The 26,435-nt window shown below is 69.4% G+C and carries 25 protein-coding genes and 1 pseudogene; 16 read left to right on the top strand and 10 right to left on the bottom strand.

What is annotated here, in order from left to right:
- The first annotated feature begins 3 nt into the window (after positions 1 to 3).
- Both ACEL92_RS25245 and ACEL92_RS25240 read left to right on the top strand, forming a co-directional pair.
- Positions 4 to 954, top strand: coding sequence for a permease (locus ACEL92_RS25245; RefSeq protein ID WP_374026384.1), 951 nt, complete (start codon positions 4 to 6; stop codon positions 952 to 954).
- Entirely contained in the window at positions 955 to 1,692 is a 738-nt protein-coding gene (locus ACEL92_RS25240; protein WP_374023289.1) for a TIGR03943 family protein, read from the top strand. It begins immediately after the preceding gene.
- Positions 1,693 to 2,102: 410 nt separating this feature from the next.
- Here the strand turns inward: ACEL92_RS25240 and rpsR are convergent, their stop codons facing one another.
- Genes rpsR through rpmB form a run of 3 tightly spaced genes read right to left on the bottom strand, consistent with a single transcriptional unit; the run spans position 2,103 to position 2,772 of the window.
- Positions 2,103 to 2,369: a 30S ribosomal protein S18 gene (gene rpsR, locus ACEL92_RS25235; RefSeq protein WP_374023288.1), complete on the bottom strand. Its 267-nt coding sequence runs from the start codon at positions 2,367 to 2,369 to the stop codon at positions 2,103 to 2,105.
- Between the two features lie 2 nt (positions 2,370 to 2,371).
- Positions 2,372 to 2,536: a 50S ribosomal protein L33 gene (gene rpmG, locus ACEL92_RS25230; protein ID WP_374023287.1), complete on the bottom strand. Its 165-nt coding sequence runs from the start codon at positions 2,534 to 2,536 to the stop codon at positions 2,372 to 2,374.
- Positions 2,536 to 2,772 (bottom strand): 50S ribosomal protein L28, encoded by a 237-nt coding sequence (gene rpmB, locus ACEL92_RS25225; protein WP_374023286.1) that lies wholly within the window; start codon positions 2,770 to 2,772, stop codon positions 2,536 to 2,538. Before rpmB ends, rpmG begins: the two co-directional genes overlap by 1 nt.
- A gap of 113 nt (positions 2,773 to 2,885) precedes the next feature.
- Here rpmB and mrf point away from each other — a divergent pair, with 113 nt between their 5' ends.
- Positions 2,886 to 4,085: a ribosome hibernation factor-recruiting GTPase MRF gene (gene mrf / locus ACEL92_RS25220; RefSeq protein ID WP_374023285.1), complete on the top strand. Its 1,200-nt coding sequence runs from the start codon at positions 2,886 to 2,888 to the stop codon at positions 4,083 to 4,085.
- Positions 4,082 to 4,366, top strand: coding sequence for a type B 50S ribosomal protein L31 (locus ACEL92_RS25215; protein ID WP_374023284.1), 285 nt, complete (start codon positions 4,082 to 4,084; stop codon positions 4,364 to 4,366). The genes mrf and ACEL92_RS25215 overlap by 4 nt, the downstream gene beginning before the upstream one ends.
- Before the next feature lie 69 nt (positions 4,367 to 4,435).
- On the opposite strand, the gene ACEL92_RS25210 is transcribed toward ACEL92_RS25215, so the two are convergent.
- From ACEL92_RS25210 to ACEL92_RS25185, 6 genes are all read right to left on the bottom strand, one after another.
- On the bottom strand, positions 4,436 to 4,834 hold the full coding sequence (locus ACEL92_RS25210; RefSeq protein WP_374026383.1) for a hypothetical protein: 399 nt from the start codon (positions 4,832 to 4,834) through the stop codon (positions 4,436 to 4,438).
- Positions 4,835 to 4,927: 93 nt separating this feature from the next.
- The gene (locus tag ACEL92_RS25205) at positions 4,928 to 5,200 is read right to left on the bottom strand and encodes an ANTAR domain-containing protein (protein ID WP_374023283.1); all 273 of its coding nucleotides are present in this window, start codon (positions 5,198 to 5,200) and stop codon (positions 4,928 to 4,930) included.
- 25 nt (positions 5,201 to 5,225) lie between these two features.
- Complete coding sequence (locus tag ACEL92_RS25200; protein WP_374023282.1) at positions 5,226 to 6,368, bottom strand: GTP-binding protein; 1,143 nt, start codon at positions 6,366 to 6,368, stop codon at positions 5,226 to 5,228.
- A gap of 158 nt (positions 6,369 to 6,526) precedes the next feature.
- Entirely contained in the window at positions 6,527 to 7,402 is an 876-nt protein-coding gene (locus ACEL92_RS25195) for a metal ABC transporter permease (protein ID WP_374023281.1), read from the bottom strand.
- Entirely contained in the window at positions 7,399 to 8,226 is an 828-nt protein-coding gene (locus ACEL92_RS25190; protein WP_374023280.1) for a metal ABC transporter ATP-binding protein, read from the bottom strand. Before ACEL92_RS25190 ends, ACEL92_RS25195 begins: the two co-directional genes overlap by 4 nt.
- Before the next feature lie 4 nt (positions 8,227 to 8,230).
- On the bottom strand, positions 8,231 to 9,154 hold the full coding sequence (locus ACEL92_RS25185) for a metal ABC transporter solute-binding protein, Zn/Mn family (protein ID WP_374023279.1): 924 nt from the start codon (positions 9,152 to 9,154) through the stop codon (positions 8,231 to 8,233).
- 382 nt (positions 9,155 to 9,536) lie between these two features.
- On the opposite strand from ACEL92_RS25185, the gene ACEL92_RS25180 reads away from it, so the two are divergent.
- From ACEL92_RS25180 to eccE, 12 genes are all read left to right on the top strand, one after another.
- Positions 9,537 to 11,006, top strand: coding sequence for a PPE family protein (locus ACEL92_RS25180; RefSeq protein WP_374023278.1), 1,470 nt, complete (start codon positions 9,537 to 9,539; stop codon positions 11,004 to 11,006).
- Positions 11,007 to 11,321: 315 nt separating this feature from the next.
- Entirely contained in the window at positions 11,322 to 13,178 is a 1,857-nt protein-coding gene (gene eccA, locus ACEL92_RS25175) for a type VII secretion AAA-ATPase EccA (protein ID WP_374026382.1), read from the top strand.
- A complete protein-coding gene (gene eccB / locus ACEL92_RS25170) occupies positions 13,175 to 14,779 on the top strand; it encodes a type VII secretion protein EccB (protein ID WP_374023277.1) in 1,605 nt (534 codons plus the stop codon). Before eccA ends, eccB begins: the two co-directional genes overlap by 4 nt.
- Positions 14,776 to 18,738, top strand: coding sequence for a type VII secretion protein EccCa (eccCa, locus tag ACEL92_RS25165; protein WP_374023276.1), 3,963 nt, complete (start codon positions 14,776 to 14,778; stop codon positions 18,736 to 18,738). The genes eccB and eccCa overlap by 4 nt, the downstream gene beginning before the upstream one ends.
- Complete coding sequence (locus ACEL92_RS25160) at positions 18,735 to 19,034, top strand: PE family protein (protein WP_068079915.1); 300 nt, start codon at positions 18,735 to 18,737, stop codon at positions 19,032 to 19,034. Before eccCa ends, ACEL92_RS25160 begins: the two co-directional genes overlap by 4 nt.
- A 13-nt stretch (positions 19,035 to 19,047) precedes the next feature.
- Positions 19,048 to 20,538: a PPE family protein gene (locus ACEL92_RS25155; RefSeq protein ID WP_374023275.1), complete on the top strand. Its 1,491-nt coding sequence runs from the start codon at positions 19,048 to 19,050 to the stop codon at positions 20,536 to 20,538.
- 63 nt (positions 20,539 to 20,601) lie between these two features.
- Positions 20,602 to 20,895, top strand: a complete 294-nt coding sequence (gene esxG / locus ACEL92_RS25150; protein ID WP_067278108.1) for a type VII secretion system protein EsxG — start codon at positions 20,602 to 20,604, stop codon at positions 20,893 to 20,895.
- 35 nt (positions 20,896 to 20,930) lie between these two features.
- Positions 20,931 to 21,221 carry a WXG100 family type VII secretion target gene (locus tag ACEL92_RS25145; RefSeq protein WP_067278112.1) on the top strand — a complete coding sequence of 97 codons (291 nt, stop codon included), beginning with the start codon at positions 20,931 to 20,933 and terminating at the stop codon, positions 21,219 to 21,221.
- A gap of 10 nt (positions 21,222 to 21,231) precedes the next feature.
- Complete coding sequence (locus ACEL92_RS25140; RefSeq protein ID WP_374023274.1) at positions 21,232 to 22,101, top strand: ESX secretion-associated protein EspG; 870 nt, start codon at positions 21,232 to 21,234, stop codon at positions 22,099 to 22,101.
- Positions 22,102 to 22,135: 34 nt separating this feature from the next.
- A complete protein-coding gene (gene eccD / locus ACEL92_RS25135; protein ID WP_374023273.1) occupies positions 22,136 to 23,599 on the top strand; it encodes a type VII secretion integral membrane protein EccD in 1,464 nt (487 codons plus the stop codon).
- The gene (gene mycP / locus ACEL92_RS25130; protein WP_374023272.1) at positions 23,596 to 24,999 is read left to right on the top strand and encodes a type VII secretion-associated serine protease mycosin; all 1,404 of its coding nucleotides are present in this window, start codon (positions 23,596 to 23,598) and stop codon (positions 24,997 to 24,999) included. Before eccD ends, mycP begins: the two co-directional genes overlap by 4 nt.
- Positions 24,996 to 25,985 (top strand): type VII secretion protein EccE, encoded by a 990-nt coding sequence (eccE, locus tag ACEL92_RS25125; RefSeq protein ID WP_374023271.1) that lies wholly within the window; start codon positions 24,996 to 24,998, stop codon positions 25,983 to 25,985. The genes mycP and eccE overlap by 4 nt, the downstream gene beginning before the upstream one ends.
- On the opposite strand, the pseudogene ACEL92_RS25120 reads toward eccE, so the two are convergent.
- A pseudogene (locus ACEL92_RS25120) lies at positions 25,975 to 26,136 on the bottom strand (alpha/beta hydrolase); the annotation flags it as partial. The gene eccE and the pseudogene ACEL92_RS25120 sit on opposite strands and share 11 nt — an antisense overlap.
- Positions 26,137 to 26,435 lie beyond the last annotated feature (299 nt).

The following is a 26,435-nucleotide window of genomic DNA, read 5'->3' as shown; positions in this document are numbered from 1 at the left end:
TCGATGGAAGTCCTGGTGGGCATCATGCTGGCCTGCGCCTTCTCGGCGGCGATGCTGCGTAACGCGGTGCTCAACAGCGCCGCCCTGTCGACGGCCGGCACCGTATTCTGCGGGGTTTTCGTGCAGGCGGTCCCGTTCCTTGCCTTGGGCGTGGTGGTCAGTGGGTTGATCGCGACGTTCGTGTCTCCGGAGCGGTTGGCGCGCTGGGTGCCACGGCGCCCGGCGGTGGCGGTGCTGGCCGCCGGCATCGGGGGGGCGGCGTTGCCCGGTTGCGAGTGTGGCTCGGTTCCGGTGGCCCGGCGCCTCTTTGGCGACGGCGGGGCGATGGGGGCCGCGGCGTTGACGTTCATGCTCGCCGCGCCGGCGATCAACCCGGTGGTGCTGGTAGCCACGGCCGTGGCGTTCCCGGGGGTACCCATGATGGTTCTCGCCAGGATGGGGGCGTCACTTCTCACCGCGGTGGTCATGGGCTGGGCGTGGGCGCGGTGGGGCCGCCCGGAGTGGATCACCCGCCGACTGCCCCCTTCGGCCGATGCGATCCAGTCGCGATGGGCGGTGTTCGCCGAGGCGGCCCGGCACGATTTCCTGCAGGCCGCGTCGTATCTGGTGCTGGGTGCCGCCGCGGCGGCGATGCTTCACGTGCTGGTGCCGCCGTGGGTGTTCTCGCATCTGGCGGGGGATGTCATCCTCGGGGTCACCGTGATGGGCGCCCTGGCGGTGGTGCTGGCGTTGTGTTCGGAGGCCGACGCGTTCGTGGCCGCCAGCATGACGATGGTGCCGCTGCTGCCCCGGCTGGTCTTCTTGGTAGTGGGCCCGGCCGTCGACGTCAAACTCTTCGCTATGCAAGCGGGTATGTTCGGCCGCGCGTTCGCGGTCCGCTTCGCTCCCATCACCTTCCTGATTGCCACGGCCAGCGCCAGCGTGATCGGGTTCTTCTGTCTCGGCGGGGCCTAGATGAGCCGCGAAACCGAGAACACCGTCCTGCTGTTGGTGGGCATCAGCCTCGTCTTGATCGTCGTGTCGGGCGCGTTCACCCGTTACGTCAAACCGGGACTGTTGCCCTGGCTGGTGGCCTCCGCGGTGCTGCTGATCGCGTTGGCGTTGGTGGCGATCATCGGCGACATCCGCCGCGGCGGTGCGCGGCGGGGCGATGCAGCCGGTGATAAAAGTCACGAGCACGCTCACCGGGCGGCTATCGTGTGGCTCCTCGTCATTCCCATCCTGCTGTTGTGTTTCGTGACGCCGCCACCCCTGCGGCCATCGGCCGCCGCGCCGTCCGTCACCGCGGTGTCGAATGATGTTCTGAATCGGGCATTCCCACCGCTGCCACCGGGCGCCGCACCTGAGGTGTCGTTGCCTGAGGTGCTGATGCGCGAGGCCCAGGACACCACCGGGTCATTGACGAATCGGTCGATCACCGTGACCGGCTTCGTGCTCAACGAGGTGCACGGTGTGGACCTGGGCCGCATCGTCATCATCTGCTGTGCCGCCGACGCTCAGCTGGCCCGCATCCATCTGCGGGGCCCGGCCGCCGCCGCCGCGGCCGGGCTGCCGGACAATACCTGGCTTCGTGTCCAGGGCCAAGTGATTCCCGTTGCGCGGCAACCTCACTCGGCCGTCATCCCGACACTGCAGGCCACGACGGTCACGCGCATCGACGCCCCGGCCAATCCCTACGCTTATCCCCACTGAGGCCGGGCCAAACCGCCGCAGCGCTCAGTTGCGTCGACTGGCGCTGCGGGCCCAAAGCTGGTGCCGGGCGAGTTGACTTGGCATCGGGGAAGTTTCCCATTGGCCGAGCTCGAGCCAATCGCGCAGGGCCGCCGCCTCGCGATCGTCAGTGATCGGACCGACCCAGTGGGGCGGTCCGCAGGCCACCCGATCGTTCGTGCAGGGCTGGACGAGGGCCATGACGCCGCAACCGGTAGGGCGACAGGCGCAGGTTAGTGGGCCCAGCATGCATTCCGCGGCGACAAGCATGGCGTGGGGACAGCGGCGGATGGCGGGCCGCAATTCGTCGATGATCGACAGGTTGCGGCCGGCCGCGCAAGCGGCACAGACAATTACGGTGAACGGGCGATCGGTACCGCGGCGCGGGGAGGTCAAGGTCGGCCGCCCTGCCCCGGGTAGGGAAGTAACGCCATTTCGCGGGCGTTCTTGATGGCCGTCGCAACCTGCCGCTGTTGCTGGACGGTGAGACCGGTGACCTGGCGCGACCGGATCTTGCCCCGCTCGGAGATGAACACCCGCAGCGCGGCGGTGTCCTTATAGTCGACCGCGCTGAGTCCGAGGCTGTCGAGCAGGTTCTTCTTCTTTGTCCTGGTACCCAGGGGGGCGGCGCGGCGCTGACGCGGAGGCTTCTTGGCCATCCTCAGCGCTCCTCTCGGAACTCGACGTGGCGGCGAACCACCGGGTCGTACTTGCGCAGTACCAGCCGGTCGGGGTCGTTGCGCCGGTTCTTGCGGGTGACGTAGGTGTAACCGGTGCCCGCGGTGGAGCGCAGCTTGACGACGGGGCGAATGTCGTTGCGGGCCATCAGATTCGTTGTCCTTGGGCGCGCAGGCGCGCCACCACGGCTTCGATGCCGTCACGATCGATGACCTTGATCCCTTTCGCGCTGACCCGAAGGCGAATCCGACGGCCCTCGGACGCCAAGTAATACGTCTTCACCTGAATGTTCGGCGACCAACGCCGACGGGTTCGGCGATGGGAATGCGACACCGCGTTACCGAAACCGGGCGCTCGGCCGGTCACTTGGCACTGGGCGGACACTGTGCGACCTCCTGGATCCTCAGGGGCTTACTGAAAATCATTTTCGACAAGCTCTTCCGGTGACGGTACCGTACGGATAGCGTTATTGAAAATGATTACCAATAAGGAGGGCGATGCGGACGCCTGTCATCCTGGTGAGCGGCCAGACGGACACCGACTCTGTGGTCGGGGCACTACTGCTCACTGCTGGGACGCTCGTCGTCGAGCACCGCTTCGACGGCCACGTGGTGCGACGGATAACGGCGACCCTGCACCGCGGGATCTTGACGACCGCCGAGGAGCCGCTGGAACTCGCGCATGGCTGTGCGTCGTGCACGATCCGCAACGATCTGCTGGTGCTGCTCCGTCAGCTGCACCGGCGCGACGACGTTGACCGCATCGTGGTGCACCTGGCTCCGTGGCTGGAACCGGAACCGATCTGTGTAGCGATCAACCATGTTCGCGTGCGGGTGGCGCCGGGATACGTCGACGGTCCCGCTGCCCTCGACGTGTCGGTCGCCGCGGTGGTGACCTGTGTCGACACGTCGGAATGGCTCGACCAGGCGCTGGGTGACGGCGAACTCAACGACGGTCGCACCCAAGCTCAGGTGGTTGTCGCGCAGGCCGAATTTGCCGACGCGGTCGTGCTCAACCGTCCCGATCCCTTCGTGGCCGCGGTGCTGCGCCGGCTCGCCCCCCGCGCGCGCGTTCGAGTGGGCGCCCAGGGCATCGAGATGACGCTGCAGAACCTCTATCGCGACGCGCGGCGAGGCCAAAGCGACGATCCGCACGGACCACTGCTCCCCGGGCAGCCGCCGCTGGACTCTCGTGGCCCCGTCAACCTCGTCGAGTTCAATGCCCGGCGCCCGTTTCATCCCCAGCGACTGCACGAGCGCCTGGACCTGCTGCTCGAAGGTGTGATCCGGAGCCGCGGACGGGTGTGGCTGTCCAGCCGACCCGACGAGGCGATGTGGCTGGAGTCGGCCGGCGCGGGATTACGGGTCGGTTCCGCCGGGAAGTGGGTCGCGGCGATGACCAACGCCGAGCGGGCCGCTATCGATCCAGAACGGCACGCCTTTGCCGAATTGCGGTGGGATGACCTCTACGGGGACCGGCACACCGCCATGACCATCCTGGTGTGTGGGGCTAGCGCCACCGAAATCGTCGACGCCCTCAACAGCGCCCTGCTTACCGACGACGAACTGGGCTCCCCGCAGGACTGGCCGCACTACGACGACCCGTTCGGCGACTGGCATGAAGACCGGTGCGAAGGGTTGGCAGACAACGCCGAAGACGCCGTTGCCCAGCGGGCTCAGGACGGGGACCGGAGATGAAGCCCGGGATTCACCCCGACTATCACCCCGTCGTCTTCCAGGACGCCAACACCGGCGCGATGTTTTTGACCCGGTCAACCATCACCAGTTCGCGCGCCGTCGAATGGCCGACGCCGGACGGTGTGCAGACCTACCCGCTCGTCGTCGTCGAGGTGTCCGCCGACTCGCATCCGTTCTGGACCGGCGGACGCCGGATCGTCGACACCGCAGGGCAGGTGGAGAAATTCCGTCGCCGATACGGGAATCGGCAACCGTCTCCGCCCAACCCCGCGGCGCCCTAGTGAGTCAGCGTGTGAGAACCCCGGCCGCACTGTAACCCCACCGCGTCGCCGATTGGTCCCGGCTTGTATTCATTGCAGGATCCTTGCGAGGGTGCGCCACCGCCGGTGACGATGCCGGAACATCAGCCGGATGAACACGCGGGTCGCCGCTCCCCGCCAGCCATCGTCAGTTTCGATCTCGTCGGTGTAGCGGCAGTGACTGTCGTCAATGGGAGCGAACGTGAGGCGGTGATTCCAGGTGTGGACGGGTCCGCCGTGTTCGTGCGTGTAGATCTCGGTGGCCTCGAGCTCCTTGACGGTGAGGTGATGGGTCCATGCCGGAATGACGCCGAACAACCAGAATCGCGCCGATCCTTGGGTGCCGACCTCGATCTGTTCGGGGACACGGAGCCGGTAGACGCGCAATATCGGACTCAGTACGTACTTCATCAGCTCGGGCTTACGAGCCAAGGCGGCGGCCGTCGACATGGGGATCGGCAATTCGGTAGTTAGGGTTACCTTACTCACGCGCCTCATCATTGACTGGTCAGCAGCTCGGGGCAAGTGACCCCGGGCGGCCGCTCAGCAACCACGACGTGCGAGCGGGTCCAGCACCGCCTGCCAGTGCGCGACGGCCTCATGGGCGGCTGAGGTCTCGACGTCGCCGGTGACGATGCTGAGCAGAGTGCGTGAGACCCCGCCGAGTCCCACTCCGCTGGCGCGCGTGGCAGCAACCAGCAACTCCAAAGCATCCTCAGCCGAGCAACGTCGGACGCCCATGAGGACGCCGATCGCGCGGTCGATTTCCCGTCGCGACCGATGATCGCCCGGCCGATAGCGAGACGCCTGAGTCATAGATTTCCTGTAGTGGCTGTTGAAATCAGCTGGTGTGCACAACGCCCCAGGGTGGCAGCGGATCGGGGTAGTCCACCCATCTGTCCGCGCCCTCGGCCAGTTCGGCATCGGTGAGCAGCGCCGCCTCCATCAGGCCCAGCACGTGCTGGTGGTTCAGCTTCACCCCGATGAAAACGATCTCCTGGCCCGGAGGGAAGTCGGCGGTCGACCAGTACTGCGCCGGCTCGATCGCCAGGTTTGGTCCGGCTTGCGACCAGATCGCCGCGAGGTCGGGCCGGCTGGCGATCCAACAGAAGCCCTTGCTGCGCAACAAGCCTCGCAGCTGATCCAGCGCCGCATCGAGCCGCTGCGGATGCAGGGGGCGCCGCGCGCGAAACGTCACGCTGGAAATGCCGTATTCCTCGGTCTCGGGCGTGTGTCCGTTCCTGATCTCCTGCTCCCAGCCCGGCGACTCCGCCGCCAGGTCGGGATCGAAGAGGCCGGTGCCCAGTACCTCCGAGAGTGGGACCCGGCCGTGGTCGGTGGTCAGGATGTTGGCCGACGGGTTCAGGCGCCGCAGTAATGCGGCCACCCTCGCGCCGGCGGTTTCGCTCACCAGGTCGGCTTTGTTGAGGACGATCACGTCGGCGAACTCCACTTGGTCGACCAGCAGGTCGGCGATCGTCCGGAGGTCGCCGTCGACCGCTGCCAACTGACGGTCGGCGAGTGCCTCACCACGCGCAAGCTCGGTCACAAAGGTCGACGCGTCGACCACGGTTACCAGGGTGTCGAGCCGCGCGACGCTACCGAGGCTGAAACCATCGTCGAACTCCCAGCTGAAGCTGGCGGCCACCGGCATCGGTTCGGAGATGCCCGTCGACTCGATCAGTAGGTGATCGAAGCGACCGGTGCGGGCGAGCCGGGCGACGGACTCGATGAGGTCCTCGCGCAAAGTGCAGCAGATGCAGCCGTTGGTCAGTTCGACCAGCTTCTCTTCGGTGCGGTCAAGGTGGCCGGTCCCCGCGACCAGCGCGGCGTCAATGTTCACCTCGCTCATGTCGTTGACGATCACCGCGACCCGCCGGCCCTCACGGTTGGCGAGAACGTGGTTGAGCAAAGTGGTCTTCCCCGCTCCCAGAAACCCGGACAACACAGTGACTGGCAAGAGGTCGAGAGTCGATGACGCCATGCGCTTAATGATAATGATTTTCATTAAGCTCAGCAAAGTGGCACGGCTCCGCTAACGCCGTCAGGTGCGGCGAAGGCGAGTGGCTCGGGCCATCAGCACGAGCGACGAGCCCGCCCGCGTTGTTGTCGAAGGCGCGAGCGCTCAAAAGGCGGGTTGCGCTACTTGTTTGCCGCCGCGCGAGGACCGGTCGCCGACCTCCTCGCTGCGCGGCTACCGGTTATGGCCCGGCGAAGTTCGGGGCTGGCCAGCCGGACCACCGCGTAGATGGCGAAGCTGATGGCGCTGATGAACACACTCGCTTTGACGTGTGGCTTGAGCAGACCCAGCAGCAGGCCGCCGTCGGCGGCGATCAACGCGAACCCGATGGAGAGGGCGATCAGCACCGGGGTGCGTGCCGTAAGGCGGGTGGCCGCCGCCGCGGGAGTGATCGCCAGGCTGAGGACCAGCAGCGTGCCGACGATTTGTGCAGCCTCGGTGACGGTCAGCGCGAGCAGGTAGACGAACAGCAACCCGACCAGCCGGGTCGGGATCCCACGCGCGAGTGCTACGTCGGGATCGACCGAGGCGAACAACAACGGACGGTATAGCAGCGTCATCGTGGCGAGCACCGCGATCGCGACGGCGATGAGTAGAGCGATCTGGCCGGGGCTGACGCCGAACAGCTGACCGAACAAGATGTTCGTGGCGGCCGTGGCGAACCCGGTGTACAGGGAAAGTAGGTACACCCCCACGCCGAGGCCGAAGGCGAGAATCACCCCGATCGCGGAGTTTCGCTCGCGGGGACGGTCACCCAGCAGACCGATCGCGGTGGCCACGACGACCGATCCGAGCAGCGCACCCAGCACCGGGTTGTCGCCGACGAGAAGGCCGGCGGCCGCGCCGGTGAACGCCAGCTCCGCCGCGCCGTGCACCGCGAATGCGAGGTCACGGATGATCACGAAGGGGCCGATCAGTCCGGCGGTGACGGCCACCAGCGTGGCCGCGATGAGGGCGTTCTGAACGAACGCGTCGTTCAGGTAGTCCGACAGCGTCACAGCGCGAGCACCGCGTCGCCGTGATGGCCGCCGACGGTCGTCTCGGGCGCCGCGACGATGAGGAGACGCCCGTGCACGCGCAGCACCTCGACGTTGGTCTGGTACAGCTCACTCAGGGCGGCAGTGGTCAACACCTCGTCAGGTGTTCCGATCGCCCAACGCGTGCCCACAAGGTAGAGCACGCGGTCGACGACCCCGAGGATCGGATTGATCTCATGGGTCACGAACATCACCGCTATCTCGGAGGCGTGACGCTGCCGATCGAGGCTGTCGACGACCTCAGCCTGGTATCTGATGTCCAGCGACAGCAGCGGTTCGTCACACAACAACAGCTTGGGGCGCCCGGCCAGTGCCTGCGCGATCCGCAGGCGTTGCTGCTCCCCGCCCGAACACCGACCGATCGGGGCGTTGGCGAACCGGGAAGCGCCAACCGCCTCGATCGCGGCGTCTATGCGGCGCCGGCGCGCCCGGCTGGGCAGCCCGATACCCCAGCGATGCCCGTCAACCCCGAACCGCACGAGATCGGTGCCCCGGATCGGCAGGTCACGGTCGAAGCCCCGGTGTTGTGGGACGTAACCGATCGTGTGGCTGCCGTGCCGCGGCGGAGCACCGCATACCCTCGCCGATCCCGAAGTCAGGGCAGTCAACCCGAGTAGGACTTTGACGAGCGACGTTTTGCCGCACCCGTTAGGGCCGAGCACGGCGACGAACTCACCGGGCGCCACCTCGAGGTCGACGTTCTGCCAGAGTTTGCGCGGCCCGAAGTCCAGCCCGGCGGCACACAGCTCGGCCACCGGGTTTTCGCGATCGGCATGGATGGTCATCGGCCTACCTCCCCAGCGCGCTGGTCAGCTCGTTGACCTGCCGCAGTTGCCAGGCCTGAAAATTCGCGTCGGTACCCGGCAACGTCTCGGTGACGCCGACCAGCGGCACCCCGCTTCGCTGGGCGAGCGTTTTCACCGCCTCCGTGGCTGGACTGGTCACCTGCGCGTTGTAGAGCAGGACCTTGATCGCCTTGCTTCTCACCGCCGAGTCCATCGCCGCGCTGTCGGCGGGGCTGGGTTCATTGCCGTCCTCGATGGCTTGAGCGAACGAGGTGGGGGTTGCCAATTTCAACCCGGCGGCGTCCAGGAGGTAGCCCGGTACCCGCTCGGTGTAGCCGACGGGAGCGCCGGCGTACTTGATCTTGATATTGGTGATCGCGGCGTCAAGAGACGCCAGGCTGTCGTTGAACGTCTTCGCGTTGGCCGCAAAGGCCGGCGCATCGGCGGGGTCGAGTGCGCCGAGCTGGGCGGCGATCGCCGAGCTCACCTGGGGAACTTTCGCAATGTCGTACCAGATGTGCGGGTTGGCGTTGCCCCCCGAAATCTGCATGACGGCGGCAGCGGTCAGCACTTTGCGGGCCGGATTAGGCGACGTGGCCAGCACTTTGCCCATGAAATCGTCGTAACCCAGGCCGTTGACGATGACGAGCTGGGCGCCGCTCACCGCGGCGGCGGTTGCCGCATCCGATTCGTACAGATGCGGATCGGCGTTCGGGTCGGTGATCACCGAGGTGACGGTGACATGACTGCCGCCGATCTGTTTGGCGATGTCCCCCCAGAAATTCTCCCCGGCCACCACTCCGAGCTGGGCTGCCGACCCCGTGGGCCGCGGCGAGGGATGGGAACCGCAACCGGCCAGCGCCACGGCGACGAGCGTCAGCACTGCGCCGACGGGGATCGGGACGTGGCGACTCTTTCGAGTAGTCACATCGGGGCTCCCGCTCGGATGGCCAGTAACGAAAACGATTTTCAATAGCATAACGGCGCAGGTTCGGTCGGGGAAGCCGAATCATCCACCGGGATCGAGCCCGCGGACTCGAGCCATTTCGCGGTTCGAGGGGTCCGGGTGAGCGTGGCACGGACGAGCGCTCGCCGCTGATTGCCGTCGGCCGGGTGATGAATCTTCTATGGGTCGCTGCCCGCCGGGAACTTTCGCGGCCCACTCTGCGACTACTGCGTGGGCGAATGCTGTGCCGTCTACAGCCCAGGCGGTCGTTGATGCCCCGGGCGAGGAGTCTCGAAATGACGGTAGGCGCGTTCCTGCAGCAATCCACGGCACCAGCCACATCGCACTTGGCGGGCGGGTCACGATGACCGCACCGGTGTGGATGGCGCTGCCCCCGGAGATCCATTCGGCCCAGCTGAGCAGCGGCCCCGGCCCGGCCGGCCTGCTGGCCGCCGCGGCCGCTTGGAGTTCGCTGAGCACGACGTACGCGTCGACGGCGGACGAGCTGTCGGCGACCCTGGCGGCCGCGCAGGCCGGCGCCTGGGAGGGGCCCACCGCCGAGCAGTACGCGGCCGCCCACGCGCCCTACCTCGCCTGGCTGATGCAGGCCAGCGCCGACAGTGCGGCGTCCGCCGCCCGCCACGAGACCGCGGCCACCGCCTACACCGCGGCGCTGGCCGCCATGCCGACGTTGCCCGAGCTGGCGGCCAACCACACGATTCACGGGGTGTTGGTGGCGACGAACTTCTTGGGCATCAACACCATCCCGATCGCGGTCAACGAGGCCGACTACGCGCGGATGTGGGTCCAGGCGGCCACCACGATGTCCACTTACCAGGCGGTCTCGACGATGGCGGTCGCGACGACCCCGCAGACCGACCCGGCCCCCGTCATCCTGCACGCCGACAGCGCCGACGATGAAGACGACGGCGACGGCGGGATCGTCGACAACGACGGCGGCAACCCGTATCAGCTGAGCTGGTGGATCAACCGATTCCTGGAGATCTTCCAAACAATCGGACGGGACCTGGAGGAATTTCCCGAGAACCCGTCCGCGGCGCTGACGCAGCTGTGGCAGGACATCGGGTTGCTGATAGCGGACGAGTTCGGCCATGCCATCGAGGCGTTCCAGGCGTTCGCCCCGCAAATCGCGGTACTTACGCTCGCACTGCCGGTCGCGGCCGCGACGGGCCTCGTTGGCCTAGTCGGGCTGACCTCGATTCAGCCCGAGCCGGCCCCTAACCTCCCGGCGACCGCAGCCCTGCCGGCGGGCCCGAAGACGCCAGCGCTGGCCGCCGGACCGCCGGCCAGCGCACCCGCCGCGGCTTCGGCGCCGACCCCCACCCCGACCTCCGCCACGGCGCCCGCTCCGGCGTCGATGTCGGCGACCGGAACCCCGCCACCGACCGGCGGCGTCGAGGGAGCCGCCTATCCCTACCTGATCGGCGGGCCGCCGGCGGGTTTCGGCTCGGGGGCCACCGCCGGGGCGCAACGGAAGGCACCGGAGCCCGATTCCGCGGCGGCCGCGGCGGCGGCTGCGGCGTCGGCGCGCGAGCAACGGCGGGCGCGTCGCCGCCGGAAGGCGGGGCTGCAAGACCACTACCGCGGCTACGAAGTCATGGATATGGAGCCCGATGTCGAGTCGGCGCCCGAGCATCCGGCGGCGCCGGCCACCTCCTCGGTCGCATCGGATCGGGGCGCGGGTCCTTTGGGGTTCACCGGAACCGCGAGCAAAGGTTCCGCCGAGGCGACAGGGCTGACGACGCTGGCCGGCGACGACTTTGGCGGCGGCCCCTCGCTGCCCCTGCTGCCGGGCTCATGGGAGGGGGACTAGCGAGGAGCAGGCCGCGAGCCGGAACTTTTCGGGTGCGGCGGACGACTATTGGCTGCATTCTCGGATTGCTAATGAAAACGGTTTTCGATAAGCTCGCCCGCTTAGAGGGGGCTGGCAACGGCCGACCACCTCGTGGTGCGGGGGAACGGACCGGAAGTGCGGCCAATTGCGCCCTTGAGCAGCCGCAAAAGCGGTGACGACGTGGGAGTGGTGTGGTGAGTCGGACGGGCCCTCGCGCCTCGACACTTAGCTTATGCAATGCTAACTTCAGGCGGGTCAGGTTAGGGGAGGCTACACAAATGGAGAGACGTGGCCGTGGAACTCGGTGACGCCGGCGTGCTCGCCGCTCAGCCCGTTAACATTCGCGCGGACGCCAGGGTCGACGGCGACGTCGTCAGCCGGTTCGCCACCTGCTGCCGCGCGCTCGGCATCTCGGTCTACCAGCGTCAGCGCCCGGCCGATCTGGCCGCCGCCCGCTCCGGATTCACCGCGCTGACCCGGGTCGCGCACGACCAGTGCGACGCCTGGACGGGCCTCGCGGCCGCCGGCGACGTGTCCCTACGGGTGCTGGAGGCCATTTCGCGGACCGCCACCACCACCGCCGGCACGCTTCAGCGGAAGATCGATCTGACCCCCGGCGCGCTGTCTTTCCGCTACGACACCGGCCTGTATCTGCAGTTCCGCGCGGCGACGCCCGACGACTTCCACCTCGCCTACGCGGCGGCATTGGCGTCGGCCGGACGGTTTGCCGATGCCTACGAGATCGTCGCCGGGCTGACCGAGCGCCGCCCGAACTGGCGCGAAGCCCGGTGGGTCGCCGTCGTCGTCAACTACCGCGCCGAGCGGTGGTCGGACGTCGTCAAGCTGCTGACCCCGATCGTCAACGACGCCGATCTCGACCAGGCTTTCACCCACGCGGCCAAGATCACCTTGGGCATTGCGCTCGCCCGCCTGGGCATGTTCGCCCCTGCCCTCTCCTACCTCGAGGAGCCCGAAGGCCCGGTCACCGTCGCGGCGACGGACGGCGCACTGGCCAAGGCGCTGGTGCTACGCGCTCACGTCGACGAGGACTCGGCGAGCGAAGTATTGCAGGATCTGTACGCGGCTCATCCGGAGAACGAACAGGTCGAACATGCCCTGTCCGACACCAGCTTCGGGATCGTGACAACCACCGCGGACCGCATCGCGGCGCGCACCGACCCATGGGACCCTGACACCGAGCCATCTCCCGGTGATTTCGTCGACCCCGAAGCCCAGGAGCGCAAACGCGAGCTGCTGCACGAGGCGGAACGCGAGCTCGACGAATTCATCGGATTGGACAAGGTCAAAGATCAGGTCGCCCGGCTCAAGAGCGCGGTCGCCATGGAGTTGGTGCGTAAAGAGCGCGGGCTCGAGGTGGCCCAGCGCACCCACCACCTGGTCTTCACCGGGCCGCCGGGGACGGGCAAGACCACCATCGCCCGCGTTATCGCCAAAATCTATTGCGGCCTCGGGCTTTTGAAGAAGGAAAATATCCGAGAGGTGCACCGCGCCGACCTCATCGGTCAGCACATCGGCGAGACCGAGGCCAAGACGAACGCGATCATCGACAGCGCACTGGACGGGGTGTTATTCCTCGACGAGGCGTACTCGCTCGTCGCCACGGGCGCTAAAAACGACTTCGGCCTGGTGGCCATCGACACCCTGCTGGCCCGGATGGAGAACGACCGCGATCGGCTGGTGGTGATCATCGCCGGGTACCGCGCCGACCTCGATCGGTTCCTCGACACCAACCAAGGGCTCCGGTCGCGCTTCACCCGCAGCATCGACTTCCCGTCGTACAAGCCCGCCGAACTCATCGAGATCGCGAACTTCATGGCCGCCAAGCGCGACAGCGCCTTCGATCAGGCCGCGCTCGCTGAGCTCGAGGCAGTGTTCACGCACCTGGCCGAGGCGTCGAAGGCGGATGCCGCCGGCGTGGAGCGTCGAGGCCTGGATATTGCGGGCAATGGCCGGTTCGTCCGCAACGTGGTCGAGAAGTCCGAGGAAGAACGCGAGTTCCGACTCGACCACTCGGAGCATGCCGAAACCGGCGAGTTCACCGATGAGGAGTTGGTCACGATCACCGCGGCGGATGTGCACAATTCGGTCGAGCCGCTGCTTGAAGGTCTCGGCCTGCAGGTGCCGGCATGACCAATCCGGAATCCGGCGACGAACGGCGCACATTCGCGTCGCGCACCCCGGTCAACGACAACCCCGACAAGGTCGAGTATCGCCGCGGTTTCGTCACCCGCCACCAGGTCAGCGGCTGGCGATTCGTGATGCGGCGCATTGCTTCCGGCATCGCCCTGCACGACACCAGGATGCTGGTCGACCCGCTGCGCACCCAATCGCGCGCGGTGCTGATGGGGGTGGTCCTGCTGGTCACCGGCTTGGCGGGCTGCTTCGTGTTCTCGCTGATCCGGCCGAACGGGACGGCGGGCACCAACGCGGTACTCGCCGACCGGTCGACGGCCGCCCTCTACGTCCGGGTGGGTGACCAGCTGCACCCGGTGCTCAACCTGACGTCGGCCCGGCTGATCGTCGGCAAGCCGGTCAACCCGACCACGGTGAAAAGCAGTGAGCTGGACCGGTTTCCGCGCGGGAACCTGGTCGGCATCCCGGGCGCGCCGGAACGCATGGTGCAAAACACCACGCGCGACGCCGACTGGACCGTGTGCGACGGCATCGGCGGGACGGCGCACGCCGTCCACAGCACCGGCGTCACGGTGATCGCCGGACGCCCCGACAGCGGCGGCGCGCGCGCGGCCAAACTCGACGCCAAGCGGGCCGTCCTGGTCGATAGCGGTAACAGCACGTGGCTCCTCTGGGACGGCAGGCGCAGCCAGATCAACCTGGGCGACCACGCGGTCACCAACGCGCTTGGCTTGGGACTGAACAACACTGAGGTGCCCGCGCCGCGGCCCATCGCGCTGGGATTGTTCAACGCCATCCCCGAAGCGCCGTCGCTGACGGCGCCCGCCATCCCGAACGCCGGCGCCCCGGCGGGCTTCAGCGTGCCGGCACCGATCGGGGCGGTGGTGGTTTCCTATGCCCTGGACCAGAACTCGTCGGGCGCGGTGCGCTACTACGCGGTGTTGCCGGACGGCCTGCAGCCCATCTCCCCGGTGCTGGCGGCGATCCTGCGCAACACCAACTCCTACGGCCTGGACCAGCCGCCGCGGCTGGGCGCCGACGCGGTGGCCAAGCTGCCGGTGTCGCGGATGCTCGACACCGCGCGCTATCCCGACCAGCAGCTCACGCTCGTCGACGCCGCCAAAGACCCTGTCACGTGCGCCTATTGGAGCAAGCCCGCCGGCGCCGCCACCAGCTCGCTGAGCCTGATGTCCGGCTCGGCCCTGCCGGTGCCCGAAGCGATCCGCACCGTCGAGCTGGTCGGCAGCGCCTCCCCGGCCACGGCAACGCGCGTCGCCCTGGCGCCGGGCACCGGTTACTTCGCCCAGACCGTCACCGGCGGCGCGGGCGCGCCCGGCACCGGGTCGTTGTTCTGGGTGTCCGACACCGGGGTTCGCTACGGCATCGACAACGAGGCGGAGAACTCGGCCGCCGGGCACGGGAAAACCGTTGAGGCCCTGGGCTTGAGCGAGCCCGCGGTGCCCGCCCCGTGGTCGGTGCTCTCGCTGTTCGCCAGCGGCCCGACGCTGTCGCGCGCGGACGCGCTGCTGGCGCACGACGGACTGGCGCCCGACACCAAGCCCGGCCGCGTGGCATCAGCAGAGGGAGCGCCCCGATGAGCCGACTCATCTTCGAAGCCCGCCGCCGGCTGGCGCCGCCGGTCACCCGCAAGGGCACCATCAACATCGAGGCGCCGCCCGAGTTGCCGCGGGTGATCCCGCCGTCGTTCCTGCGCCGGGCGATGCCGTACGTGCTGGTCATTCTGATCGTCGGCATGGTCGTCGCACTGTTCGCCACCGGGATGCGGCTGATTTCGCCGCAGACGCTGTTCTTCCCGTTCGTGCTGCTGCTGGCGGCCACCGCCATGTACCGCGGCAACGACAACAAGACGCGCACAGAGGAGGTCGACGCCGAACGCGCCGACTACCTGCGCTACCTGTCGGTGGTCCGCGACAACATCCGCACCCAGGCCGCCCAGCAGCGGGCGTCCGCCGAGTGGTCGCACCCGGACCCGGCGGCCCTGGCCGGCGTGCCGGGGTCGCGCCGGCAATGGGAGCGCGACCCGCACGACCCTGACTTCCTGGTGCTGCGTGCGGGCCGCCACCAGGTCCCCCTGAGCACCGCGCTGCGCGTCAACGACACCGCGGACGAGGTCGACCTGGAGCCGGTGTCGCACAGCGCTTTACGCAGCCTGCTCGACACCCACCGCATCGTGCGCGACGTGCCGACCGGGATCGATCTGACCAAGGTCTCGCGGATCACCGTGCTCGGGGAGCCCGCCGATGCCCGTGCGGCGATGCGCGCCTGGGTCGCCCAGGCCGTGACGTGGCACGACCCGACCGTGCTGGGGGTGGCGCTGGTCGCCCGCGACCTGGAGAGCCCCGATTGGTCGTGGCTGAAGTGGCTTGCGCACACCGATGTTCCGGGAGAGTTCGACGGCGTCGGCCCGGCTCGCCTCCTGTCGACCAACCCCGACGAGCTGGTCCTGCTGCTGGGCCCCGCGTTCGTCGACCGGCCGGCGTTCACCGGCGCGCCCGCCGACGCGCTGCGGCACCTGCTGATCGTTGTCGACGACCCCGACTTCGACCTGAGCACGTCGACGTTGGCGCTGGGCCGCGCGGGCGTCACCGTCGTGCACCGCTCCGCCACCCCGCCGCACCGCGAGCAGTATTCGGACCCGGAGAAGCCGATCCTGCGCGTCGCCAACGGCGCGATCGAGCGCTGGCAGACCGGCGGCTGGCAGCCCTACATCGACGACGCCGACCTGCTCGGCGCCGACGAGGCCGCCCACCTGGCGCGCCAGCTGTCGCGCTGGGACTCCAACCCGACCCACACCGGGCTGCGCTCGGCGGCCACGCGCGGCGCCACCTTCACCACCTTGCTGGGCATTCAAGACGCCTCGCGGCTGGACGTGCCGGCGCTGTGGGCGCCGCGCCGCCGCGAGGACGAGTTGCGCGTGCCCATCGGCGTCACCGCGACCGGCGAACCGCTGTTCTTCGACCTGAAGGACGAAGCCGAGGGCGGCATGGGGCCGCACGGCCTGATGATCGGTATGACGGGATCCGGCAAGTCGCAGACGCTGATGTCGATCCTGTTGTCGCTGCTGACAACCCATTCCGCCGACCGGCTGATCGTGATCTACGCCGACTTCAAGGGCGAGGCCGGCGCGGACAGCTTCCGCCATTTCCCACAGGTGGTCGCGGTGATCTCGAACATGGCCGAGAAGAAGTCGCTGGCCGACCGGTTCGCCGACACGCTGCGCGGTGAGGTGGCCCGCCGCGAAACGCTGCTGCGCGAGGCCGGCCGCCGCGTGCAGGGCAGCGCGTTCAACTCGGTGACCGAGTACGAGGGCGCGATCGCGGCGGGGCATGACCTGCCGCCGATTCCGACGCTGTTCGTGGTCGCCGACGAGTTCACCCTGATGCTGGCCGACCACCCGGAATACGCGGAGTTGTTCGATTACGTTGCCCGCAAGGGCCGCTCGTTCCGCATCCACATCCTGTTCGCGTCCCAGACGCTGGACGTGGGCAAGATCAAGGACATCGACAAGAACACCTCCTACCGGATCGGGTTGAAGGTGGCCAGCCCCAGCGTTTCGCGCCAGATCATCGGCGTGGAGGACGCCTACCACATCGAATCGGGCAAGGAACACAAGGGCGTGGGCTTCTTGGTGCCCGCCCCGGGTGCAACCCCGATAAAGTTCCGCAGCACCTATGTCGACGGCATCTACGAACCGCCGCAGAAAGCCAAAGCCCTTGTGGCGCAGGCGGTTCCGGAGCCCAAGCTATTCACGGCCGGACGGGTCGAACCGGAGCAGGACGTGGTGATCCCGGTCGCCGAGTACGAGGAGTTCACCGGGCCGCCGCGCAAGCTGATCGCCACCATCGGCGACCAGCTGGCACGCTACGGGCCGCGGGCACCGCAACTGTGGCTGCCGCCGCTGGACGAGCCGATCGCGCTGACCGCGGTGCTGGCCCGGGCCGGGGTACCGCAGCGCCAGTGGCAATGGCCGCTCGGCGAGATCGACAAACCCTTCGAGATGCGCCGCGACCCGCTGGTGTTCGACGCGACCTCCTCGGCCGGCAACATGGTGATCCACGGCGGCCCCAAGTCCGGGAAATCGACTGCGCTGCAGACGTTCATCCTATCGGCGGCCAGCCTGCACTCGCCGCGCGACGTCACGTTCTACTGCCTGGACTACGGCGGCGGGAAACTGCGGGCGCTCGAAGACCTGGCGCACGTCGGTAGCGTCGCCTCGGCGCTGGAACCCGAACGCATCCGGCGCACCTTCGGCGAGCTGGAGCAGCTGTTGCTGTCCCGGCAGCGGCGCGAAATGTTCCGGGATCGACACGGCGCCGCTCCGGACGACGGGTACGGCGAAGTGTTCCTGGTCATCGACAACCTGTACGCGTTCGGCCGGGACAACACCGACCAGTTCAACACCCGTAATCCGTTGTTGGCCAAGGTGAGTGAGTTGGTGAACGTCGGGCTCGCCTACGGCATCCACGTCGTCATCACCACCCCGAGTTGGCTCGAGGTGCCCTTGGCGATGCGCGACGGCCTGGGGCTGCGACTCGAGCTCAAGCTGCACGACCCGCGGGACAGCAACGTGCGGCTCCTCGGCGCGCTGCGCCGCCCCGCGGAGTCCGTGCCGCACGACCAGCCGGGCCGCGGGTTGACGATGGCCGCCGAGCATTTCCTGTTCGCCAACCCCGAACTCGACCAGGTGGCCGCGATCAACGCCCGCTACCCGGGCATGGCCGCGCCGCCGGTGCGGCTGCTGCCGACCAACCTCGCGCCCGAGGCGCTCGGCGCGCTCTACCGCGGCCCGGAGCAGGTGGTCATCGGCCAGCGCGAGGAGGACCTGGCACCCGTCGTCGTCAACTTCGCCGACGAGCCGCTGCTGATGGTGTTCGGCGACAGCAAGTCCGGCAAAACCACGTTGCTGCGCCACATCATTCGCACCATCCGCGAGAACTCCACGGCCGACCAGGTCGCCTTCACGGTGCTGGATCGGCGGCTGCACCTGGTCGACGAGCCGTTGTTCGCCGACAACGAGTACACCGCCAACGTCGACCGCATCATCCCGGCGATGCTGGGCCTGGCCAACCTCATCGAGTCGCGGCGTCCACCGGCCGGGTTGTCGCCCGCGGAGCTGGCCCGGTGGACGTACGCGGGCCACACCCACTATCTGATCATCGACGACGTCGACCAGATACCGGACGCGCCGGCGATGAGTGGCCCGTATGTCGGGCAGCGGCCGTGGACGCCGTTGATCGGAATCCTTTCGCAGGCAGCCGATTTGGGGTTGCGGGTGATCGTCACGGCGCGTGCGACCGGATCCGGGCACGCCCTGATGACCAACCCGCTGCTGCGCCGCTTCAACGACTTGCAGGCGACGACGCTGATGCTGGCGGGCAACCCGCAGGACAGCGGCAAGATCCGGGGTCAGCGCTTCGGCCGGCTGCCCGCTGGGCGGGCGATTCTGTTGGACGACAGCGATAGTCCGACGTACGTGCAGTTGGTCAACCCGCTGGTGGGTGAGGCCGCGATGTTTGGTGAAAGGGGAGAGTCATGACGTTGCGAGTGGTTCCCGAGGGCCTGGCCGCGACCAGCGCCGCCGTCGAGGCGCTGACGGCGCGGCTGGCGGCCGCGCACGCGGCGGCCGCGCCGGCCATCACCGCGGTGGTGCCGCCTGCGGTGGATCCGGTGTCGCTGCAGACCGCCCTCGGCTTCAGCGCACAGGGTCAGGAGCACGCCGCCGTGGCCGCCCAAGGCGTGGAAGAGCTCGGCCGCGCCGGCGTGGGCGTCGGCGAAGCCGGCGCCAGCTATCTCGCCGGGGACGCCTCGGCCGCCGCGACCTACGGGTTCTAAAGGGCACCTGACCATGACGTCACCCGTTGCGCCCCTCTGGATGGCTTCGCCACCCGAGGTGCATTCGGCGCTGCTGAGCGCCGGTCCCGGACCGGGGCCGCTGTTGGCGGCCGCCGGCGCGTGGACCGCGCTGAGCACCGAATACGCAACGGCGGCAGCGGAACTCACGGGCGTGGTGGGCCAGACCCAGGCGGGCTCCTGGGAGGGGCCGACGGCCGAGCAGTACGCGGCCGCGCACGCGCCCTACCTGGCGTGGCTGCAGCAGGCCAGCGCCGACAGCGCGGCTGTCGCCGCGCAGCACGAGATCGCGGCCGCGGCCTACACCGCCGCCCTGACGGCCATGCCGACGCTGGGCGAGCTGGCCGCGAATCACACCGTTCACGGGGTGCTGGTGGCGACGAACTTCTTCGGCATCAACACCATTCCGATCGCGCTGAACGAGGCCGACTACGCGCGGATGTGGGTGCAGGCCGCGACCGTCATGGGCGCCTACCAGGCCACCTCGGGCGCGGCGCTGGCCTCCGCGCCACGCAGCACCCCGGCGCCGGCCATCGTGCGGCCGGGCGGCGAGGCGAACGACGCCGCGGTCAACGCGGCGCAGAGCCCGTCCAACCCCGGGAACGCCATCTCCGACTTCTTCCAGCAGCTGGCCAAGTTCCTGCAGGACTTCTTCCAGAACATTCAACAGATGCTGCAGAACTTCGTCTCGAACCTTCCGGCGCTGCTGGCCGCCAACGGTCCGCTGCTGTTCTTCGTCGCCTACCAGGTGTTCTTCAACGCCGTCGGCTGGCCGACCTGGGGCGCGATCCTGACCGCGCCCTTCCTCATTCCGCTGCTGCTCGGCATCGGCCTGAGCACGCTGGTCACCGCGCCCGCCGAGATCGCCCCCGTGGCGGCGGGGGACGCCGCGGCACCGCTGGTCGCCTCGACCAGACCGACGTCACTGCTGCCGGCGGTCGCGCTGGCCCCGACGGTGGCGACTCCCGCTGGGGCACCGGCAACTTCGGTCGCGGCGGGTTCCGCTGCCGCTCCGGCGCCGGCCCCGGCCCCGGCCCCGAGCACCCTCGCGTACCTGGTCGCCTACGGCGGTGACCCGGAGGCCGGCGTGGGCCCAACGGTGGGTGGTCGCGGCGGCGTCAAGGCACCGGCGGCGACCATCCCGGCGGCCGGCGCGGCGGCGGCCAGCCGGGCCGAGGCGCGCGTGCGGCGACGCCGGCGGGCCGCGATGCGTGACCACGCCGACGAGTTCGCGGACATGGATTCCGACATCGGCGTGCCCCCGGACTACGACGACGACGAGCTCCTGGCCGCGGCGGTGGCCTCCGGTGCCGGGGCCGGGACGCTGGGCTTCGCCGGCGCGGCACGCAAGGAGAACACCTTCCGCGCGGCCGGTTTGACCAAGCTCGCCGACAGCGAATTCGGCAGCGGCCCAAGGATGCCGATGATGCCCGGCACCTGGGATCACGACCCGGCGCGCCCGACCGAGCCCAGGGAAGGGGGATAAGGCAGTCAGCCCGATGCTCGTCAGTCAGCGAAACCCCATGAGACCGCAGAGAAAGGAAGCATTATGAGTATGTTGGACGCTCACATCCCGCAGTTGGTGGCCGCGCAGTCGGCTTTCAGCGCCAAGGCGGCGTTGATGCGCAGCACCATCAGCCAGGCCGAGCAGGAAGCGATGTCGGCGCAGGCGTTCCATCAGGGCGAGTCCTCGGCCGCTTTCCAGGCCGCGCACGCCCGCTTCGTCGAGGCCGCCGCGCGGGTGAACACCCTGCTCGACATCGCCCAGGCCAATCTCGGCGACGCCGCGGGAACCTACGTGGCCGCCGACGCCGCCGCCGCGTCGGGCTACAACGCCTTCTAGATCAACAGCAGCCAACCACCGCGAAAGGACTTCCCATGTCCCAGATCATGTACAACTACCCGGCGATGTTGAGCCACGCCGCCGACATGGCCGGCTATGCCGGCACGCTGCAGGGGCTCGGTTCGGACATCGCCAGCGAGCAGGCCACGCTGTCCAACGCCTGGCAGGGTGACACCGGTATGACCTACCAGGCCTGGCAGGCCCAGTGGAACCAGGCGATGGAAAGCCTGGTGCGCGCCTACCAGTCGATGGCCAGCACCCACGAGGCCAACACCACGTCGATGCTCGCCCGGGACCAGGCCGAAGCCGCCAAGTGGGGCGGCTAGTCCGTGTTAGATGAGCGCTGAGCCCAACGCCGTCGAGCTGACGGTCGATCACGCCTGGTTCATAGCGGAAACCATTGGGGCGGGCAGCTTCCCGTGGGTGCTGGCGATCACCTCGCCCTACACCGATGCCGCGCAACGCCAGCCGTTCCTCGACCGTCAGCGAGCCGAGTTGACCCGGATGGGTCTGGTAACGGAGGGCGGCACCGTCAACGCGGCGGTGGCCGACTGGATCAAAGTGGTGTGCTTCCCCGAGCGGTGGCTCGACCTGCGCTACGTGGGCCCCGCCAAGGACGCCGGGAGTCCGGAGTTGCTGCGCGGCATCGTGGCGCAGCGCCCCGCCACCAACGGCAAGACCATCGTCGCGCTGCGCAGCGCGCAGCTGATCACGTTCACCGCCATGGACATCGACGACCCGCGGGCGCTGGTTCCGGTCCTCAGCGTCGGGCTGGCACAGCAGCCGCCGGCCCGATTCGAGGCGTTCAGCATGCCGACCCGGGTCGGCGCGCGGGCCGACGAGCGGCTGCGTTCGGGCGCCTCGCTGGCCGAAGTCGTTGACTACCTTGGCATCCCGCAGTCGGCCCGGCCGGTGGTGGAGTCGGTGTTCAACGGCCCGCGCAGCTACGTCGAGATCGTCGCCGGCTGCCACCGCGACGGCCGGCACGCCATGACCGAGGTGGGCATGAGCATCGTCGACGCCGCGGCGGGCCGCGTGCTGGTGAGCCCGTCGCGCGCGTTCGACGGCGAGTGGGTGTCGACTTTCGCCCCCGGCACCCCATTTGCGATCGCCCTCGCGATCGAACAGCTGACCGCTTTACTGCCGGAGTCCGACTGGTTCCCCGGCCACCGCCTGGCCCGAGATTTCACCGCGCAACACGCATAACCCCAACGGAAAAGAGAGCAACGATGTTTCAGGTATGGCCCCAGCGTCCTTCGAGGGTCCGGTGACGTCCGGCGCCGTCATGCCGATCGTCCGCGTGGCAATCCTCGCGGACAGCAGGCTGACGGAAATGGCGTTGCCCGCCGAGCTGCCGCTGCGTGAGATCCTGCCCGCGGTCCAGCGTTTGGTGGTCCCGTCGGCGTCGAACGGCGAATCGGACGACACGGCCCGGGGCGCCGCCGACCTCGGCGCCGCAACCCAACTGAGCCTCGCGCCCATCGGCGGCGCGCCGTTCAGCCTGGACGCCAGCCTGGACACGGTCGGGGTCGTGGACGGCGACCTGCTGGCGCTGCAGCCGGTGCCGGTCGGCCAGGCGGCCCCCGGCATCGTCGAGGACATCGCCGACGCCGCCATGATCTTCTCGACCTCGCGGCTCAAGCCCTGGGGCGCAACGCATATCCAGCGCGGGGCGCTGGCCGCGGTGATCGCCGTCGCGTTCCTGGCCACCGGGCTGTCGGTCACCTACCGCGTCACCACCGGCGCGCTGGCAGGACTGGTGGCCGTCAGCACGGTCGCGGCCCTGACGGCGATCGTCGGCCTGCTGGTCGCGGCCCGCTCGCCGCGCACCGCGACGGCGTGCTCGATCGCCGCGCTGGTGCCCATCGGCGCGGCCCTGGCGTTGGCGGTGCCCGGACGGTTCGGGCCGGCCCAGATCATGCTCGCCGCGGCGGGGGTGACCGCGTGGTCACTGATCGCGCTCATGGTGCCCAGCGCCGAGCGTGAGCGCGTGGTCGGGTTCTTCACCGCGACCGCGGTGGTCGGGGCCGGGGTGTTGCTGGCCGCGGGCGCCGAGGTGCTCTGGCACCTGCGCCCGGTGGCCATCGGCTGCGGACTGATCGTCGCGGCGCTGCTGGTCACCATCGAGGCGGCGCAGCTCTCCGCGCTGTGGGCGCGTTTCCCGTTGCCGGTCATCCCGGCGCCCGGTGACCCCACCCCGTCGGCGCCGTCGCTGCGGGTGCTCGAGGACCTGCCGCGCCGGGTGCGGGTCGGCGACGCCCACCAGAACGGGTTCATCGCGGCCGCAGTGATTCTCAGCGTCCTGGGCTCGGTGGCGATCGCGCTGCGGCCCGAGGCCTGCAGCGGTGTGGGCTGGTACGTGGTCGGCGCCACCGCGGCGACGTCCGTGCTGCGCGCCCGGGTGTGGGATTCGGCCGCGTGCAAGGCGTGGCTGCTGGCGCAGCCGTATCTGACCGCCGGTGTGCTGCTGGTGATCTACACCGCGACCGGACGCTACGCCGCCGCGCTCGGCGCCGCGCTGGTGCTCGTCGCGCTCGCCCTGGTGTGGGTCGTGGTGGCGCTCAACCCGCAGATCGCCGAGCCGGAGAGCTATTCGCTTCCGGTGCGCCGGCTGGTGGGCTTCGTGGCGACCGGGCTCGACGCCTCGCTTATCCCCGTGATGGCCTTCCTGGTCGGCATCTTCACCTGGATACTCAATCGATGATCCGATCCGGATCGGCCTGTCTCACAGCGGCTTTGGCGGCCATGCTGTGGACGTGTCCGTCGGCGATGGCCATCGAAGCGCCGAAGGTGGACCCGGGCGTCCCGCCGCCCAGCGGGGCGCCGGGCGCCGTGCAGCCGATGGAGCAGCGCGGCCCCTGCACCGCCTCCGGGGTCATCCCCGGCAGCGATCCCGCGGCCGTCACGCCCAGCCAGGCGACGCTGAATCTGCCTGCGGCATGGCAATTCTCGCGCGGCGAGGGCCAGCTGGTGGCGGTGCTCGACACGGGGGTGCGGCCGGGTCCGCGGCTGCCCAACGTCGACCCGGGCGGTGACTTCGTCGAGGCGACCGACGGGCTGACCGACTGTGACGGCCACGGCACCCTGGTCGCCGGGCTCATCGCCGGCCAGCCCGGCGGCCCCGGTGAGGACGGCTTTTCGGGGGTGGCGCCCGCGGCGCGGGTGGTCTCGATCAGGACGACGTCGGCCAAGTTCTCGCCGCGGACGCCCGGCGGCGACCCGCTGCTGGCGCGGGCGGCGCTGGACGTCACGACGCTGGGTCGCGCGATCGTGCACGCGGCCGACCTCGGCGCCCGGGTGATCGACATCTCCACGCTCACATGCCTTCCCGCCGACCGGCCGGTCGACCAGGCCGCGCTCGGCGCGGCGATCCGCTACGCGGCGGTGGACAAGGACGCGGTGATCGTGGCCGCCGCGGGCAACACCGGAGCGACCGGATCGGTTGGCGGCGGAACCTCCTGCGAGTCCAACCCGCTTACCGACCTGGGCCGAGCGGACGACCCGCGCAACTGGGCGGGCGTCACCTCCGTCTCCATCCCGTCGGTATGGCAGCCCTACGTGCTGTCGGTGGCGTCCCTGACGCCGGACGGGCAGCCGTCGAAATTCACCATGGCCGGGCCGTGGGTGGGCATCGCGGCGCCCGGGGAACGCATCGTCTCGGTCAGCAACGCCGACGGCGGCGGCCTGGCCAACGGGCTGCCCGACGACCACCAGCAGCAGGTCGCGCTGAGCGGCACCAGCTACGCGGCCGGCTACGTCGCCGGCGTCGCGGCGCTGGTCCGCAGCAAGTACCCCGACCTCAACGCCACACAGGTCATCCATCGGATCACCGCCACCGCGCACGGCGGCGCACGCGCGCCCTCCAACGTCGTCGGCACCGGCAGCGTGGATCCCGTCGCGGCGCTGACCTGGCAACTGCCCGCCGGCAATCAACCGCCCGCCGCGCAAGTCAAACCCGTCGCCGTTCCGCCGGCCCCCGCGCCCAAGGACACCACCCCGCGGACCGTCGCGCTGGCCGGAACCGCCGCGCTGGCTGTGCTCGTCGCAGTCGCGGGCGCGGTCGCCGCCACCGCCACCCGCCGACGAAAGGACCCCACTCCGTGAGCCCGCACCGCTGGATGCCCACCCCCAGACCCGGCCGAATCACGCTGGCGCTGCTGGCCGTCGTGCCGGCTGTGATGGCTTATCCCTGGCGATCACCCAGGGATTACTGGTTGCTCGGCATCGCCGTCGCCGTCGTCATCGTGCTGTTCGGCTGCTGGCGCGGCTTGTACTTCACCACCCTGGCGCGCCGCCGGCTGGCAATCATGGGACGCGGGCAGACCGCCGCGGCCGAATCCGACCCGGCCACCGCGACGACCGCGCTGCTGCGGGTCGAGGTACCGCGCCACGGCGCCGACGTGCTGCCCTTGCCGTTGATCGCACGCTACCTGGACCGCTACGGCATTCGGGCGCACAAGATCCGGATCACCAACCGCGACAACGCATCCGACCCGTCGAGGCGCGAGACGTGGATCGGGCTGACGATTTCGGCCATCGAGAACCTGGACGCGCTGCGGGCGCGCTCGGCCCGCATCCCACTGCACGAGACCGCCCAGGTGGCGGCGCGCCGGCTGGCCGACCACCTGCGGGAGCTCGGCTGGGACGTCACCAGCGTCGCGCCGGACGAAATCCCGCGGTTGCTCACCTCCAACCCCCGCGAGAGATGGTCCGGGGTGCAGCGCGGCGATTCGGATTACCTTGCGGCATACCAGATCCCGATTGGCGAGGGGCTGGCGGAGACCCTCGAGGCGATCAGGGAGCACCCCGCGCGCGAGACGTGCACCGCGCTGGAGCTCGCGGGCGACGGGACGCACCCGACCATCGCGGCCGCCTGCGCCTTCCTGACCGACACGGCGCCGGAGCGGATCGACCCGCCGGGCGGGCTGATCCCGCAACGCGGCAATCACCGGCCGGCGCTGCAGGCGCTGGACCTGTTGTCCACCCGTCGGCTCGACGGCCACGCCGAGGTGCCGGCGGGCTTGCTGGCGCAGCTGGACTGGCCGACCCCCATACGCGAGACGTCGGCCGCCGAGGCCGCTAGAACATGACGGTCTGCGGGAACGCGGTCATCCGGGGCAGGTAGTCCGCCTGGCTCACGCGCAGCTCACGACTGCCCGGAAACCAGTGCAGCGCGCACCGATCCCGGTGCTCCCACAACCGGACGGCATGGTCCGGTGGCGCCATCCGACCGCCGAGCCCGTGCGACAACCCCGTGCGGCGTAAGACAGGCGCAGCGACGACACCCAGGTGCGCAGGGCCAGGTGGCCGGTGGCCGAGTCCTCGACTAGCATGCGCTGCCGGGGGGACGGCGCGGATTTCGGCGGCAGTAGCCGTCGTCGGTGGGACGTCCGCGCCCTCGAAGGCGGCGGGAATGGGAGGTTCATTCGAAGCGTCGGGCGCCACGAACGTCACGTTGACGTCCCGGCGGGGCTGCCGGGGCCACTCGGGCGGCCGGGCCGCGTGCGGTAATACCGTTTGTCTATCTCCCCGGCTAGCGG

Source organism: Mycobacterium hainanense (assembly GCF_041890355.1).
Lineage (GTDB): Bacteria > Actinomycetota > Actinomycetes > Mycobacteriales > Mycobacteriaceae > Mycobacterium > Mycobacterium hainanense.
This window is presented reverse-complemented; position numbering and strand designations above follow the sequence as displayed.

Bases quoted from the DNA above. Each gene is read 5' to 3' on its own strand.
- ACEL92_RS25245 (WP_374026384.1), top strand. From the start codon at position 4: ATGGAAGTCCTGGTGGGCATCATGCTGGCCTGCGCCTTCTCGGCGGCG.
- ACEL92_RS25240 (WP_374023289.1), top strand. From the start codon at position 955: ATGAGCCGCGAAACCGAGAACACCGTCCTGCTGTTGGTGGGCATCAGC.
- rpsR (WP_374023288.1), bottom strand. From the start codon at position 2,369: ATGGCCAAGAAGCCTCCGCGTCAGCGCCGCGCCGCCCCCCTGGGTACC.
- rpmG (WP_374023287.1), bottom strand. From the start codon at position 2,536: ATGGCCCGCAACGACATTCGCCCCGTCGTCAAGCTGCGCTCCACCGCG.
- mrf (WP_374023285.1), top strand. From the start codon at position 2,886: ATGCGGACGCCTGTCATCCTGGTGAGCGGCCAGACGGACACCGACTCT.
- ACEL92_RS25215 (WP_374023284.1), top strand. From the start codon at position 4,082: ATGAAGCCCGGGATTCACCCCGACTATCACCCCGTCGTCTTCCAGGAC.
- ACEL92_RS25210 (WP_374026383.1), bottom strand. From the start codon at position 4,834: ATGTCGACGGCCGCCGCCTTGGCTCGTAAGCCCGAGCTGATGAAGTAC.
- ACEL92_RS25205 (WP_374023283.1), bottom strand. From the start codon at position 5,200: ATGACTCAGGCGTCTCGCTATCGGCCGGGCGATCATCGGTCGCGACGG.
- ACEL92_RS25200 (WP_374023282.1), bottom strand. From the start codon at position 6,368: ATGGCGTCATCGACTCTCGACCTCTTGCCAGTCACTGTGTTGTCCGGG.
- ACEL92_RS25190 (WP_374023280.1), bottom strand. From the start codon at position 8,226: ATGACCATCCATGCCGATCGCGAAAACCCGGTGGCCGAGCTGTGTGCC.
- ACEL92_RS25180 (WP_374023278.1), top strand. From the start codon at position 9,537: ATGACCGCACCGGTGTGGATGGCGCTGCCCCCGGAGATCCATTCGGCC.
- eccB (WP_374023277.1), top strand. From the start codon at position 13,175: ATGACCAATCCGGAATCCGGCGACGAACGGCGCACATTCGCGTCGCGC.
- eccCa (WP_374023276.1), top strand. From the start codon at position 14,776: ATGAGCCGACTCATCTTCGAAGCCCGCCGCCGGCTGGCGCCGCCGGTC.
- ACEL92_RS25160 (WP_068079915.1), top strand. From the start codon at position 18,735: ATGACGTTGCGAGTGGTTCCCGAGGGCCTGGCCGCGACCAGCGCCGCC.
- ACEL92_RS25155 (WP_374023275.1), top strand. From the start codon at position 19,048: ATGACGTCACCCGTTGCGCCCCTCTGGATGGCTTCGCCACCCGAGGTG.
- esxG (WP_067278108.1), top strand. From the start codon at position 20,602: ATGAGTATGTTGGACGCTCACATCCCGCAGTTGGTGGCCGCGCAGTCG.
- ACEL92_RS25145 (WP_067278112.1), top strand. From the start codon at position 20,931: ATGTCCCAGATCATGTACAACTACCCGGCGATGTTGAGCCACGCCGCC.
- ACEL92_RS25140 (WP_374023274.1), top strand. From the start codon at position 21,232: ATGAGCGCTGAGCCCAACGCCGTCGAGCTGACGGTCGATCACGCCTGG.
- eccD (WP_374023273.1), top strand. From the start codon at position 22,136: ATGGCCCCAGCGTCCTTCGAGGGTCCGGTGACGTCCGGCGCCGTCATG.
- mycP (WP_374023272.1), top strand. From the start codon at position 23,596: ATGATCCGATCCGGATCGGCCTGTCTCACAGCGGCTTTGGCGGCCATG.